Raw genomic sequence first — 14,526 nt, forward strand, 5'->3', positions numbered from 1 at the left:
AATGTGGAATGAAGGTCCCGCCTGTCCAGGCGGGATATTTTTATTGCACGATGTTCCGCAGTTTCTTTTTGTTGAGGATGGCCAGTTGTTTGCCGGATGCCGCCACCAGCCCGTCTGCCGTCCATTCATTGATCGTCTTGAAAAGGGTTTCGTAAGTGGTGCCGGCGAAAGAAGCCACGTCCTGCCGGCTGAGATGCCCGTTGATATATCCATCTTCATCTTTTCCGAAGATCTCTTCCAGCTTCAGCAGGCTTTTGGCGATGCGGCTTTTTACATTCATATGCACCATGTCGCGCATGGACTGTTCCGCCTGCTGTAATTCATCCGCATACAGCAGTATCATGCTGTAGGCCAGCTGGTGATTCACCAGCATGGTGCTGCGGAAGAATTCAGGCGTGATAAAACAGGCTTCCACCGCATCCACGGCAGTAGCCGAAACAGGATACACTTCGCCGGACACCAGGCCGCGGTGCCCCAGCATATTGCCTTCCCCGGCAAATTTGATGATCAGGTCTTTGCCTTCCTCGCCCCATTGTTTATGCACCTTCACTTTGCCACTGTGAAGGAAATAAAAACCTTCCACCGGGTCGCCCTCGCGGAATATGACCGCGCCTTTCTTAAAGCTCACCAGCCGCGCACTGGCGGCGATGGCGGCCTTCCATTCAGGCAGGCAATGCTGATGCAGGAAACAATGCGGGTGATGATTCATAGGCGCTAAATTAGAACAAATTAATTAATTGCTATTGCAATACTATTCGTGCCGTTTAAAATAAAATTTATGATAAAATATTGCCAAGGCAATATATTTGCAGGAAATATCCCGATTTAAGATGAGCAAAATACCGGTTGCACCTTCGCTGGACGACTTGTTGAATGAAGGGCAACAACCCGGGCAGGAAAGGCCCGTTTCCCGCAGGGTACTTTTTTTAAGCATACAGGCGGTGCTGAACGCCGTGATCATCGGTTTCATTGCAAAGCTGCTGGTGGCGTTGATCAGCCTGATCACGAACCTGGCCTTCTATGGCGAAATCTCCTTTCATGAAACCAGTCCGGCGCACAACGCGTTAGGCATCTCGGTGCTGGCCATACCCATCGTTGGCGGGCTGATCGTAGGGCTGATGGCCCGGCTCGGCTCCCCGGCCATCCGCGGGCATGGCATACCTGAAGCCATGGAGCAGGTGCTCACGAACGAGAGCCGCATCAAACCCATCATCACCCTGCTGAAACCGCTTTCCGCGGCTATTTCCATCGGTACCGGCGGCCCGTTCGGGGCGGAAGGGCCTATCATTTCCACGGGCGGCGCATTCGGTTCTTTTGCAGGCCAGATCATGCGCATTTCGCCGAATGAACGGAAAGTGATGCTAACGGCGGGCGCCACAGCGGGTATGTCCGCCATTTTCGGAACGCCGGTGGCCGCTGTGCTGCTGGCAATAGAATTATTACTGTTCGAATTTTCTCCCCGCTCCATTATACCGGTGGCGCTGGCCTGCGCAACAGGCGCGGCCATGCACCTGCTGCTCTTCGGCACCGCACCCGTATTTGCGATGCCTGAAATACAGGCGCCCACTTATGGCGCGCTCATCTGGTATACCGGCATGGGAGCGGTGATAGGCGTGGCTTCCGCGTTGATCTCCAAAAGCATTTACCTGATCGAGGATCTCTTCGAGCACCTGCCAGTTCACTGGATGTGGTGGCCCGCTATCGGCGCGGTGGCTATCGGCGTTACAGGTTATTTTGCGCCGTACACGCTGGGCGTTGGATATAACAATATCACCGACCTGCTCACCGGTTCCGTTTCGCTGCAATTGGTGCTGGGATTGTGTTTCCTGAAATTCATCTCATGGTCTGTATCCCTCGGCAGCGGCACTTCAGGGGGGACGCTGGCGCCGCTGCTCACGATCGGGGGCGCGGCAGGACTGGGTTTGGGCATGCTGGTAATGCATTTCTTCCCGCAAAGCGGCATCAACCTGCCTACCTGTGCGCTGATCGGCATGGCAGCCATGTTTGCGGGCGCGGCAAGGGCATTGCTCACCGCTATCGTATTTGCGCTGGAAACCACCATGCAGGCTCACGGGCTGCTGCCTTTGCTGGGCGCCTGCACGGCTTCATATTTCGTGTCGTTCTTTATGATGAAAGGCTCTATCATGACGGAAAAGATCCGCCGCCGTGGCATCAGCACGCCGCAGGCTTACGAGCCGGACATGCTGCAGCACCTGCGAGTGGCGGATGGTATGGCGTTTAACTTCATGAGCGCATTGCCGGAAGAAAATACCACGCAGGTAAAAGCGCGCCTCAGCACGGAGGGCGACCCGCAGCTGCCGCTGGTAGTGGAAGACGGCGAGCGCCGCTTTGTTGGCATCGTAAGCCTGCAGCAGCTGTACCAGGCGCACGACACGGACAATATCGCTTCGCTGGTACTGCCCGCCAAAACATGGATATACCCCGAAAGCAGCCTTGATACAGCGATCCAGCTCATGGACCGCTACGGGTTGGAATACCTGCCGGTAGTGCAGAGAGATAATAAATTAAAGATAGTGGGAATACTGACGGCCTCGCAGGTGTTTGCCGCATACCGCAAGCACCGCAATGCCGGGGAACAATACCAGCAGGCCATTTCTGTAAAAAGACGGAGGAACAGGCTGATCGTCAGCAGCAGGAAATGGCTGGGCAAAGAAAGATAAAGAATGGTTCAATCGTGAGAAGGGAGCAGCCCGTTAACCCCGGAGTTCATAGCGCCGGCAGGTTAACGGGGCTGCCATTTTTTTATCAGCTCACTTCCGGCATCCGGGGATCAATATGAATTTTATGCGGCAGGCTGGTATAATCCGGATATAGGGATTATATTAGTATGTTAAAATTCATTTATATGAACGGGGTCATCCGGAAATTCGTTGAATACATTTATAATAATTACGTCGGTAATTTTTTGGGATTTGTAATAGGGATGGCGTCCACACGCCTGGTGTCCCACTTCTTCACCACCCGCAGCATCCGTAATTTATGGGGCCTTACCGCGCACAAAACGGTGGTGGACAAACATACCTACACTAAAATGGAATGGGTGGTGTCTATCATGATCGGGTTCATTGTATTCGAGCTTGTATCCAAATGGCTGAAGAAAAAAATGAACGACGTGTTGCCGAAATACAAAGCAACGCGGTGGCTGGTAAAACAGGAACAACAGCACCAGCCGGCGAAGCCGGAAACCAATAAGACCATGGCGGAAACAGCGCCTGGAGCGTGATAAGCCAATGATTGCTTCGTCGCGCCTACTGCACAAACCCCCGTTGCTCCGCAACAACGGGCATTTTGCAATGACCAGCCGTTTAAACAGCAATGACATCAAACCCCGTTACGCCGTCCCCGCCGAAATATGACGAATGAACCAAAACAATTTTTTAATATTGTAAACGGGTACCGTCTACTTAAAGCGTTTTATCAACCACATTATGGATCATGCATACAGCCAACTATCAGACGCGGAACTGGCCGGCTTGCTGAAGGCTGGCAACCAGCTTGCCTTTGCGCAGATCTATGAACGTTACTGGCGCGTCATTTACGGGCATGTTTATAAAATGCTGCTGGACGAGGAAGAAGCAAAAGACGTGATCCAGGAAGTTTTCAGCGAAATATGGATAAAACGGGAACAGCAATATTCCAATCTCGCCGGCTATTTGTATGTATCCGCCAGGCATAAAGTGATCAACCTTATCCGCAAAAACAAATTCCACAGCGCCTATCTCGACGCGCTGGGCAGCTTCGCCAGCGAATGCAGCACCGCCACCATCGAGCGGCTGGACGAAAAAGACCTGGCCGCCGCCATCGAAAGGGAGATACAGGCACTGCCGCCAAGGATGAAGGAAATATTCGAGCTCAGCAGGAAAGAAAATCTCAGCTACAAAGAAATTGCCGGACGCCTGGGCATATCCGATAAAACTGTAAAAAAACAAATGCATAAATCGCTGCAACAGATCAGGCTGAACCTGAAAGACTCCGGTGCTGTGGCGATCGTTTTGCTGGCCTGCATGCGGTAAAATTTTTTTCTCCCCGGGATACTACCTTCCTCATTTCCGATTGTCTTATTATTAAAGCAGCCCTCCGGGCTTAATACCAATACTGTGAACCGACAACAGGCAGAAGAACTTTTGACGAGATACATCCAGGGCACGGCCAGCGATACAGAGCGGGCTGTGGTAGACCGCTGGTATGAATCCGAAGCCGCTAAACGGAAGCTGGACGACAGCCAGTTGTTTGAGCACCTGGACGCGGAGCTTTGGGCCGGTACGCTTCAGCAGGCGGGGCTCCCGCAGCCGGCACCGGTGCGCAGGAAGATGTTTACCGCCTACAGGGCTGCCGCCGCGGCAGCAGTGCTGTTGTTGCTTTCAACAGGCGTGATGTTCTACCTGAACAATAAAAAACCATCCGCCCCCGGTGCGGCGGAAACCGTGGCGGTAAAGCCGCAGATACTGCCGGGCAGCAATAAGGCTATCCTAACCCTTGGCAATGGCGACCAGATATCGCTGACGGACGCTGCGGACGGGGAGCTGGCGAGGCAGGGCGATACCCGCATCTCCAAAACGAAGGACGGTCAATTGTTGTACGAACCGGAGAACGGCGCAGCCGGCGGAACGGCGAAACGTAATACCATCCGCACCCCGCGCGGCGGGCAGTACCGCATAGACCTGCCGGATGGCACGCGCGTATGGCTCAATGCCGCATCGTCGCTTGTGTTCCCGGCTTCCTTCGCAGGGCTGGATGAACGCAGCGTGCAGCTGACAGGCGAAGCCTATTTTGAAGTGGCCAAAGACGCGGGCAAACCTTTTAAAGTGATCAGCAACGCCCATACCGTGGAAGTATTGGGAACACATTTTAATATCAACGCTTACAACGACGAGCCGGATATCAAGACCACGCTGCTGGAAGGCGCGGTGCGGGTGAACGGCAGCATGCTCCGGCCGGGCCAGCAGTCTGTGCTGGCGAATGGCAGGCTCAGCATCAGGAATGCCGAGACAGACATGGAGACCGCCTGGAAGAACGGGGAGTTCATTTTCAACGGGCAGGATTTTAAAACCGTCATGCGCACCATCTCCCGCTGGTACGATGTGGATGTGGTATATGAATACGACCCGAAGCCGTTCCGCATAGGCGGCGAAGTGTCCAGGAGCAGGAGCATTGCCGAAGTATTAAAAATGCTGGAAGTAACAGGAGGAGTGAAGTTTAAGCTGGAAGGCAGGACGATCAAAGTGATCAGGTAAGCAGGATATATAACCGGATGCGCTCCGGCCGGGAAGGCAGTAATTAAAAGGCCGGGGCATTTATCAACTAAAATACCGCAATTGAATGTTCAAAAAGATTACCGGAAAAGGTAAGCGGCTGCGCTATGCCTTAAAGTTTCCGCTGTTTATGAAATTTACCCTGGGGCTGCTGATCTCCGTTGCCTTGCAGGCCGCTACCGGTCCCGGTTACGCGCAGAACATCACCATCAACGAAAAGAATGCGCCGCTGGAAAAGATACTGAAGCTTATCCGCACACAGAGCGGCTTCGATTTTATGTACGATAAAGACCTTATCAGCAAGATCGACAAGATCAACCTGCAGGTAAAGAATGTAACCGTTCAGCAGGCTATGCAGCAATGCCTCTCCGGGTTGCCGCTCAGTTTTTATATAGACGACCGGATGATCATTATCCGCAAAAAAGAAACACCTGAGCAGCAGCGGGCAGACAGTACCATTACCGGCACCGTAGTGGATGAAAAAAGCGGTGAAAAAGTGATCGGCGCTTCCGTGATGGTAAAGGGTTCCGGCGCCCGCGCCGTAACGGACGCCAACGGCAGCTTCCGCATCGCCGCATCGAAAGGCGCGGTGATAGTAGTGAGCTATGTTGGGTACGAAAAAAAAGAAACAGCGGTGAACGGGCCCGAAATCGTGGTGAGGATTTCAGCCACTACGGAATCCATGCGGGAAGTGGTAGTGACCGGCTACGGTGAAGTGCGCCGGCGCGATCTCACCGGTTCCATTTCGTCTGTTAAGATGGCCGATTTTCACAAAGCGCCCGTACGTTCCTTCGAAGAAGCGCTTGCAGGCCGTGTGGCAGGCGTGCAGGTGAGTTCGGTGGACGGCCAGCCGGGCGCGGAAATGAAAGTGGTGATCAGGGGGAACAATTCTGTAACGCAGGACAATTCGCCGCTGTACGTGGTAGACGGCTTCCCGATGGAAAACTCGGACAACAACGCGATCAATCCCGCGGAAATCGTAAGCATAGAAGTATTGAAAGACGCCTCTGCCACTGCCATCTACGGCGCCAGGGGCGCCAACGGCGTGGTGATGATCACCACCCGCAAAGGCCGCGAAGGTCCGCCCGTTGTCACTTACAACGGCTACTATGGCATCCAGCAGAATATCCGGAGAATGGAACTGATGGATCCTTATGAATTCGTAAAATACCAGGTGGAGCGCGACAGCTCACTGGCCAATCCCGCCTATCTCGCCAACGGCAAAAGCATTGAAGATTACAGGAACGTGCCCGGCCTCGATCTCCAGGACGAGATATTCAAAGTACGCCCTATGCAGAACCATTACATCTCCATTAGCGGAGGCACCAAAACAACAAAATATTCCATCTCCGGTTCCTACCTGAACCAGGATGGCGTGATCATCAACACCGGCTACGACCGGTTCCAGGGCCGCATGAACCTGGAAACGGCCATCAGCAGCAATTTCAAAGTAGGTGTGAATGCCAACCTCAGCCACCTCGATAAATTCGGTACCATGCCCGCTGTGGGCCGCGAAACTGTGTTCTCCACCAACCTCATGTACAGCGTATGGGGCTTCAGGCCTGTAACCGGCAACTCCGGCTCAACGCTGATAGACGAAGAAGTGGACGAATTGGTGAATGGCCTGGCGGACATGCGGTTCAATCCCCTGTACTCCGTTCAGAACGAGCACCGGAAAACGATCTCCGACATCACGATGGTGAATGCGTATGCCGAATACCTGTTCGGGAAATACCTTACGCTGCGCGTTACCGGCGGCATGACGAAAGAAAAGATCAAAACGGAAGCCTTCAACAACAGCAAAACCGCCCAGGGCAGCCCGAACACACTGTCAGGCAAAAACTACGGGGTGAACGGTTCGGTGAATTTCGTGGAAAGGAGCAGTTACCTGAATGAGAATACCCTCACCTTCAACAAGGAACTGAACCGCTTTCACCGGCTCAATGCAGTGGCAGGGTTTACCGTGCAAACCAATAAAAGCTCGCTGGGCGGGTACGCGGCCAACATGGTGCCGAACGAGGCATTGGGTATAGCAGGCCTGCGCGAAGGCACGCCCGTGACGGTGAACTCAGGCGCTTCATCGTCCGCGCTCGCTTCCTTTCTCGGCAGGGTCAATTATACTTTCCGGGATAGATATTTATTGACGGCTTCTTTCCGCGCAGACGGCTCTTCCCGTTTCTCCGACGGCAACAAATGGAGCTTTTTTCCTTCCGGTTCCGTGGCCTGGAGGATCAATGAGGAAGAATTTATGAAGCCGCTGGAATTTATCTCCAACGCGAAGCTGCGAGTAAGTTATGGGGTAACGGGCAATAACCGTGTGTCCGACTTCGCGTATCTCTCCGCCATTACGCTTCCCGCGGCCACTGCATACAGCTTCAACAACCAGCCGGTAAAAGCTTCCATTCTTTCAGAACTGGGCACTAAAAGCCTGCGATGGGAAAGCACGCGCCAGACCAATATCGGCCTCGACCTCGGCTTCTTCAACCAGCGACTGACGCTGGAAGCGGATGCCTACAGGAAAATAACCTCCGACCTGTTGCTGGATGCGAAAGTGCCCACGTCCATGGGCTTTTCCAATGCGTTCAAGAACATTGGCGAAGTGGAGAACTCGGGCCTGGAATTTACGCTGAACGGCGATATCCTGGATAAAACGGCGCTCAAATGGAATGCGGGTTTCAATATTTCTTTCAACAGGAACAAAGTGCGGCAGCTGGCGGAAGGGCAGCGTGAACTGCTGTCTATCCTTCTCTGGAACCTCGATTTCAGTAAAGTGCCGCTGTACACCGCCGAAGTGGGAGCGCCTATTGCGCAATATTATGGCTACATCTGGGAAGGCAATTACCAGTATAACGATTTCGATGAAACCAGTCCTGGTACATATATGCTGAAAGACGGCGTGGCTACCTATCATACCAACCGCGCCACCACGCAGCCGGGGTTTATCAAATACAAAGACATCAATGGAGACGGCAAGATCAATACAGACGACCGTACCGTGATAGGCAATCCCAATCCCGATTACACCGGCGGCTTCACCAATAACTTTTCCTGGAAAGGGTTTGACCTGAATATATTTTTCCAGTTCGCTGCGGGCCAGGAGATATTCAACGCCAACCGCATCATATTTGAAGGCGGCGGCAGGATGCATCAGAATATGTTCGCTACTTACAAAGACCGCTGGACGCCGGAGAACCAGAACAATACCTATTACCGCACCAACGGCCAGGGCCCGGTGGACTTTGGGTACTCCAGCCGCGTGGTGGAAGACGGTTCGTACCTCCGCCTGAAAACGATGGCGCTGGGGTACAACTTCCCGGTGACCATGATCAAAAGAGCCGGCCTGAGCAGCCTGCGCCTGTATGTATCCGCGCAAAACCTGCTTACCTGGACGCGTTATTCAGGCTTCGACCCCGAGGTGTCCGCCTTCGATTCCGCGCTCACACCCGGTTTCGACTACTCTGTATATCCACGCGCCAGAACCATCACCTTTGGCCTTAACATGACATTATAAAAGAAGGAACATGAAAAAGACAACCGTCCTGTTAATTACGATCACACTGCTGGCCGGCACTTCCTGCAAAAAGTTCCTGGCCACCAGGCCGCAGGATTTTTCCTCACCCGAACAATATTACAGCACCGAGCAGGAGCTGAATGACGCCCTGGCGGGCGTATACAATGCACTGGCCATAGACGCCACCTACGGCCTGTACCTTTCGCTTTTCCTGGCGCATGGCAGCGACGAAGCGTTTTACAAGCAGAACACCGCCACGGCCAATGCCATGGCCTACGACCACAATACCGCTGACGTATACGTAGATGCCGTGTGGCGCGACCTTTACAAGGGCATCAACCGCGCCAATTACCTGCTGGCCAATATCAGCAAGCCCGTGATGAATGAAGAAGCGCGCAACGTGATCAAAGGCGAAGCGCTTTTCCTCAGGGCGTTCATGTACTTCCACCTGGTGAGCCTGTGGGGCGATGTGCCGCTGCTGCTGAACCCTACCGACGACAGCCGGAATACCGACAATCCCAGGACTCCCTCCGCTGAAGTGTTCCGCCAGATATTGAGCGATATGAAAACCGCGAAGGACCTGGTGAACAGCTATACCGTGACGGGAAAACCCGTACATATCTCTAAAACCGCCATCATGGGCGTAATGGCAAGGGTATGCCTGAAAATGGCCGGCGAGCCGCTGAAGGACGTGAGCAAATATGAAGAAGCACGCGCGTGGGCAGACAGCGTGATACAATCCGGCATTCACCGGCTGAATCCGGACTACAAGCAGGTGTTCATCAACGAAACCGCGGACCTGTATGATGTGCAGAACAATGAAGTGATGTGGGAAATAGAATTTTACGGCAACAGCACCGGCACGCTCAAAATGGGCGGCAGGTTTGTGAACTATGCTTCCACGCTCAACCGTGATAACGTGGCGGGTTACGCCTATGAAAGGATCGGCGCCACCGGAACGCTGTATAGAATGTATGCCGCCGGCGACCTGCGCCGCGACTGGAACATAGCGCCTTACAGCTTTCGTGGCAGCAGTGGTACGGAAGAAGTGCCCAAGGCCGCAACGGATATTTATACCAGGAGCTGCGCCAAGTGGCGGCGGAAATACGAAACCGTGCTGCCGAGAAGTACAGACTACGGCCCAACCAATTTCCCCGTCATCCGCTATTCCGATGTGCTGCTGATGTTTGCCGAGGCGGACAATGAAGTGAACGGAGGCCCCTCTGCCGCCGCGTACGACGCCATCAACCAGGTGCGCAGGCGCGGTTACGGCAAGCTGCTGCCCGATGCTACCAATATTACCGAAGCGGACCTGGCCGGCCTGAACAAGGAAGCTTTCACTGAGGTATTACGGCAGGAACGGGCCAGGGAACTTACTTTCGAGTCACTCCGGAAACACGACCTTATCCGCTGGGGTATTTTTGTACCCGTAATGAAAGCCGTGGGCGCGGATCACGGGCTGAATGCACCGGCCAACCTAAGGTATGCTACCCGCGGGTACAACAACGTTTCAGAAAAACATAACCTGTTGCCGATACCCAGCCTGGAAATGTCGCTGAACAAAGCGATAGAACAAAACCCGCTATGGAAATAGCGTATAGACTAAACCAAAACTGACATAGATGTACGGAAGGGCTTCGGCTCTTCCGTTTTTTTATGGCACAGGATAATTGTCCGTTTGTTTGTACCGGTGATCGTCATTGCGAGGAGCAGCGCGGGGCTTTGTGCAGAAGGCGCGACGAAGCAATCTACGAATATTGGGCCATCTCAATTCAACGGAGGAGATTGCTTCGTCGCACCCCCGCTGTAGCTCTGCTGCTCCTCGCAATGACGGCACTAATCCATCTTTGTTACTTCTTTTTCCCAGCCTAAAGGCGTTTCAATTTTTACCAGGCGTACATTTTTCCCTTTGAAGAATATGTCTGCCGTGCAGTTGGTCAATCTTGCGATCTGCGCTACCTGCAAGCCTTCCACATCCTCCGCCATGACCGGCGTGCGCGGGTCTGTTGCGGAAGCGCCGAGCATGAGGCCGTTTACCTGTACGTTTTTAGCATGCCTGATAAAAAGGCCGGAAGAGGGGAGTTCTTTCCATGCTGTTGGTTGCGGGTAACCCTTTTCATCTTCCTTTACCGCTTCGAAGCCCGGAAGATAGCTACCGGGCTGAAGGCCGCCACGGTTAAAGAACTGGATGTTGGCCAGGGAGACATTTTCCACGTAATGCCCGGGGATGGCCGTGATGGAAGAACAATAATTGCCTGTGCCATAAGCTGTCACATTGCTGATTACGATATTTTTCATGGTGCCGACGGGCGGGTTTTCAGCGGCGGCGGTATGTTTCCTCGCGCGGTTGCCCAGCCTTACGAACAACGGGCAATCAGTTCCGCTGATCGTGATGTTGCTGATGCTGACGCCTTCCATCCTGCCGCCGTCCACAATTTCAAGGGAAAGACCCGCAATGCCGCGCCGGGTGCCGTAGATGGGAGGGTGTTCGTTGCGGCTGGGTTTTATCACGCAGTTGGAAACGGATATATTCCTGAAGCCGCCGGTAGATTCGGTGCCGGCTTTGATGGCATTGCAGAAGCTGGAAACGATGCAGTTGGTGATCACCACATCTTCGCAGGGCGCGGCGCCGGTGCTTTTCAGCACGATCGCATCATCGTCTGTATCGAATACGGAGTTGGAAAGGAGGAACCGCCGGCAGCCGTCTATGTCGATGCCGTCGTTGTTTCGGTTGGCGTGGTTGTATACGTTCACGTGGTCTACCACCACGTCTTCACAATCCAGGTAATGCTGGTTCCAGATGGCTGCATTCAGCATGCTCACCTGTTCCACTTTTACGTTGCGGCAGGAGATGAAGAGAACGTTGCGCGGCCTTCCGTCCATATCGCTGCCCAGCTTGTTCTTCGGATTGCCGGGGTGTTTGGCGCCATTGCCGTCGATCGTGCCGGGGCCGGTGATGGCGATGTTGGTGGCTTCGTTGGCATAGATCAGCGCATGCCAGCCGCCCGGGTCTTTCTGGGAGCGGTATGCAGGCTGGGGCTGCGCGGGAAAATCCTCCGGCCTGGCGCTCGCCTGCAGCACGGCGCCCATTTGCAGGTGCAGCTCCACATTGTCTTTCATCACGATCGTGCCGGAGCTGAAAACGCCTGCGGGAACGATCACCCGGCCCCCGCCGTCCGCATGGCATTGCTGCACGGCTTTATTGATGGACACGGTGTTGACCGTACCAGGCTTCGCGCCGAATGCGGTGATGGGGTAATCTTTCGCCATGGCGTGCTGTGCCGTTAAACAAAGCCAGAGGAACCATATCTTTTTCGTCATAAATTGCTGGATTTAATTATTCATACATCAGTCTTTCAGCCACCAGGTAAGCGCATCCTGTATATTGTCTGCCGGCGCGGTTTTCAGCTGGTCTGCCGCGCGGCGGTAAGCTGTTGCTATCAATGCCTGGTCCTGCGTTTCGCCGGCAACGGGCCCGCCGTTGCCGGCCACAGCTCCTGCTATCAATAATTTGCGCGGCGCAAGGCTGGCAGCAAGATCGGGTAAGTCGTACACGCCGCCGGCGCCGGCCACTGCGCCCTGCACAAAGCGGGACTGGTAAATGCGGCTGGAAACGATGGAGTGCCAGGAAATACAGGGCCGGAGTAGCGCCACGCGTGCAATGCTTTTATCGAAGGCCGCGGCATGCAGCAGCACAGGCGCCATTTCACCCAGCGCAACGCCGTACACTTCGGTGATGCCGGTTTTGCCGAGCCAACGAGAGAGCCGCACCACATCGCCCGCGCGGATGCCGGTGATGCTTCGGGCGGTTTGGATCGAAGCGAACCAGAGGTTGTAGGAAATACTGTCGATGTACGAGTCGCCGATGAATTTCCCGGGGCCGGTTTCGCCGGTGCCCAGAAGATCAGGCGCCAGCACGGTGAATCCGTTTTTCACCAGCCTTTCCATTTCTCCGCCCAGTGCAGCATCTGCAGCTTTGCCTGCGGGCCTCAGCCAGAGGATCGCTTTGTTCACGGCATGATCCGGCTTCATCAGCAGGTAAGGGATCACATAGTTGCCCTCGCCTTCCATAAAAAACTTCTCGATCACGTAACCGTCCCTTTGCAGGCGGCCAGTGAATACAGGCGCTTTATCCGTTCGGGGAGCGTGGTAGCCGGAGATTCTCTGGGCAGCATCCAGCATGGCGGGACGATAGGCCGGCATTTGTTTCCGTGCAGCCAGCAGTGTTTCGTGTTTCTTTTGCGCTGTTTTAAGGTTGAGGCTGAAAATGGTTTCTCCTTTCATGGAGGTATGCACCTGGCCGGTTGGCGTAACCTGCAATTCCTGCGCGCTCAGCGGCTGTACTTCTTCGTCCAGCGGAGAGCCTGGCTGGCTGAGATGTTTTTGCAGGAAAGCATACAAGGCTTCCCTGTTCTTTTTAGTGGATACATGAGGTGCATCGTCAGTCACCATCATAAAATCTTCCTTCTTGCCATACGCCGCATACATGGCGGATACTTCCGCGGCGGCCTCGGTGGAACCCTGGATGGAGAACATGTCTCTCGTGGTGGTGATCATCAGTGCGGGTTTGGGCGCGCGCACCATCAGCAGGTCGTTCATGTCCAGGCCGCGGGCAATGCCGTTGAGGAAGTTCTGCTCAGCGTCCTGCGGACCGATGGACTGGAAAAGGCGGCTGAAGTTCGTGATGTAATTTTCCGGCGCCACTGCTTTGATCCTGTCGTCGAAAGCAGCGATGTAAGCGCTTTGCGTGCCGCCCCCGGAGCGCCCGGTGATGGCGATCCGCGCAGGATCTGTTTCTTTGCGGGTGAGCAGGAGATCTACCGCGCGGATGCCGTCCCAGATCATGTACATGGCCAGCGTGTTGCCGGTCATGAATACCTGCACGCCGGGGTAGGAGTGCTCGTTCGACGGCCATTTGTGCCGCGACTTGCGGGAGGCGGTGTCATAATATTCCAGCCGCTCGCCCTGCCCCACGGGATCAAAGGCGAACACGATGAATCCTTTTTTCACCAGGTTCAGCATCACCCGCTGGTATGCGGGCGAACGGTAGCCGTTAGCGGAATGGCCGCTGCAATATACGACCGCAGGGGCTTTTTCGCCTTTCTTCAGGCCGCCGGGTATGAACAGGGAGCCTGTTACATACAGCCCGGGCATGGATTCGTAAATAATGTTTTCCACCCGGTAACCGGCTTTACGGTGAACGCCGGTTACTTTCACGTTCAGCGGGGTTTTTTCAGGGAAGGCGCCCACGGCTTCCTGCAAGTTGCGCCGCAGCCATTGCTGCCGCTGCTGCCATTCGGGGAGCGAATGCAGGGCCGCCACTTCCTTCGCCCGTTTGTCCAGGTAACCGAAAGCTTCAGCCGCCAGATGATGGTACAATGAGTTCGGTGCATCGCTATATTGCATCCAGGCGCCCGTTACATCCAGGTCCTGGGTTTTCTGGGCCTTTGCCTGCATGGCAGACAGAATTATCACACCTGCCGCAAGGGACCAGCAAAAGCCGCTTATCTGTTTCATGTTGTTCATAGTGTGTTTGCGTTCTCCAGCCGGAGCGGTATGTTCATAAAGGGACATCGGCCTTTTGGTTGACGTTCCGGCAACAATTACCCTGCCGGGATGCGCTTTTATTACTATGAGACAATTGAAACGGGGAATGGTAGTAGCGGAGGGGAAAGTTTTTTCGATAAAAAAAGGCCGTCCCGGCGTAACCGGAACGAGCCTTCTCTCAATTTATGGCAGTAT

General features: G+C 54.4%; 9 protein-coding genes. 6 read left to right on the forward strand and 3 right to left on the reverse strand.

What is annotated here, in order from left to right; genetic code table 11:
• Window positions 1–40 precede the first annotated feature (40 nt).
• The gene (locus ACTJIK_RS20010) at window positions 41–709 is read right to left on the reverse strand and encodes a Crp/Fnr family transcriptional regulator (protein ID WP_440649308.1); all 669 of its coding nucleotides are present in this window, start codon (window positions 707–709) and stop codon (window positions 41–43) included.
• A 121-nt stretch (window positions 710–830) separates the two neighbouring features.
• On the opposite strand from ACTJIK_RS20010, the gene ACTJIK_RS20015 reads away from it, so the two are divergent.
• From ACTJIK_RS20015 to ACTJIK_RS20040, 6 genes are all read left to right on the forward strand, one after another.
• Window positions 831–2,681: a chloride channel protein gene (locus ACTJIK_RS20015; RefSeq protein ID WP_440649309.1), complete on the forward strand. Its 1,851-nt coding sequence runs from the start codon at window positions 831–833 to the stop codon at window positions 2,679–2,681.
• Window positions 2,682–2,866: 185 nt separating this feature from the next.
• Window positions 2,867–3,244: a hypothetical protein gene (locus ACTJIK_RS20020; protein WP_440649310.1), complete on the forward strand. Its 378-nt coding sequence runs from the start codon at window positions 2,867–2,869 to the stop codon at window positions 3,242–3,244.
• A gap of 205 nt (window positions 3,245–3,449) precedes the next feature.
• Window positions 3,450–4,034 (forward strand): RNA polymerase sigma factor, encoded by a 585-nt coding sequence (locus ACTJIK_RS20025; RefSeq protein WP_440649311.1) that lies wholly within the window; start codon window positions 3,450–3,452, stop codon window positions 4,032–4,034.
• 84 nt (window positions 4,035–4,118) lie between these two features.
• Window positions 4,119–5,255 (forward strand): FecR family protein, encoded by a 1,137-nt coding sequence (locus ACTJIK_RS20030; RefSeq protein WP_440649312.1) that lies wholly within the window; start codon window positions 4,119–4,121, stop codon window positions 5,253–5,255.
• A 148-nt stretch (window positions 5,256–5,403) separates the two neighbouring features.
• On the forward strand, window positions 5,404–8,784 hold the full coding sequence (locus ACTJIK_RS20035) for a TonB-dependent receptor (protein WP_440649313.1): 3,381 nt from the start codon (window positions 5,404–5,406) through the stop codon (window positions 8,782–8,784).
• Between the two features lie 10 nt (window positions 8,785–8,794).
• Window positions 8,795–10,378 carry a RagB/SusD family nutrient uptake outer membrane protein gene (locus ACTJIK_RS20040; RefSeq protein ID WP_440649314.1) on the forward strand — a complete coding sequence of 528 codons (1,584 nt, stop codon included), beginning with the start codon at window positions 8,795–8,797 and terminating at the stop codon, window positions 10,376–10,378.
• 242 nt (window positions 10,379–10,620) lie between these two features.
• Here the strand turns inward: ACTJIK_RS20040 and ACTJIK_RS20045 are convergent, their stop codons facing one another.
• Both ACTJIK_RS20045 and ACTJIK_RS20050 read right to left on the reverse strand, forming a co-directional pair.
• Complete coding sequence (locus ACTJIK_RS20045) at window positions 10,621–12,105, reverse strand: glycoside hydrolase family 28 protein (RefSeq protein ID WP_440649315.1); 1,485 nt, start codon at window positions 12,103–12,105, stop codon at window positions 10,621–10,623.
• Between the two features lie 27 nt (window positions 12,106–12,132).
• On the reverse strand, window positions 12,133–14,301 hold the full coding sequence (locus ACTJIK_RS20050; RefSeq protein ID WP_440649316.1) for an alpha/beta hydrolase: 2,169 nt from the start codon (window positions 14,299–14,301) through the stop codon (window positions 12,133–12,135).
• Window positions 14,302–14,526: the final 225 nt, after the last annotated feature.

Source organism: Chitinophaga sp. 22620 (assembly GCF_052044405.1).
Taxonomy (GTDB): Bacteria; Bacteroidota; Bacteroidia; order Chitinophagales; family Chitinophagaceae; genus Chitinophaga.

Excerpts from the sequence above, each read along its gene's own strand:
- ACTJIK_RS20035 (WP_440649313.1), top strand. The coding sequence starts at position 5,404 with ATGAAATTTACCCTGGGGCTGCTGATCTCCGTTGCCTTGCAGGCCGCT.
- ACTJIK_RS20050 (WP_440649316.1), bottom strand. The coding sequence starts at position 14,301 with ATGAAACAGATAAGCGGCTTTTGCTGGTCCCTTGCGGCAGGTGTGATA.
- ACTJIK_RS20015 (WP_440649309.1), top strand. The coding sequence starts at position 831 with ATGAGCAAAATACCGGTTGCACCTTCGCTGGACGACTTGTTGAATGAA.
- ACTJIK_RS20045 (WP_440649315.1), bottom strand. The coding sequence starts at position 12,105 with ATGACGAAAAAGATATGGTTCCTCTGGCTTTGTTTAACGGCACAGCAC.
- ACTJIK_RS20025 (WP_440649311.1), top strand. The coding sequence starts at position 3,450 with ATGGATCATGCATACAGCCAACTATCAGACGCGGAACTGGCCGGCTTG.
- ACTJIK_RS20020 (WP_440649310.1), top strand. The coding sequence starts at position 2,867 with ATGAACGGGGTCATCCGGAAATTCGTTGAATACATTTATAATAATTAC.
- ACTJIK_RS20010 (WP_440649308.1), bottom strand. The coding sequence starts at position 709 with ATGAATCATCACCCGCATTGTTTCCTGCATCAGCATTGCCTGCCTGAA.
- ACTJIK_RS20040 (WP_440649314.1), top strand. The coding sequence starts at position 8,795 with ATGAAAAAGACAACCGTCCTGTTAATTACGATCACACTGCTGGCCGGC.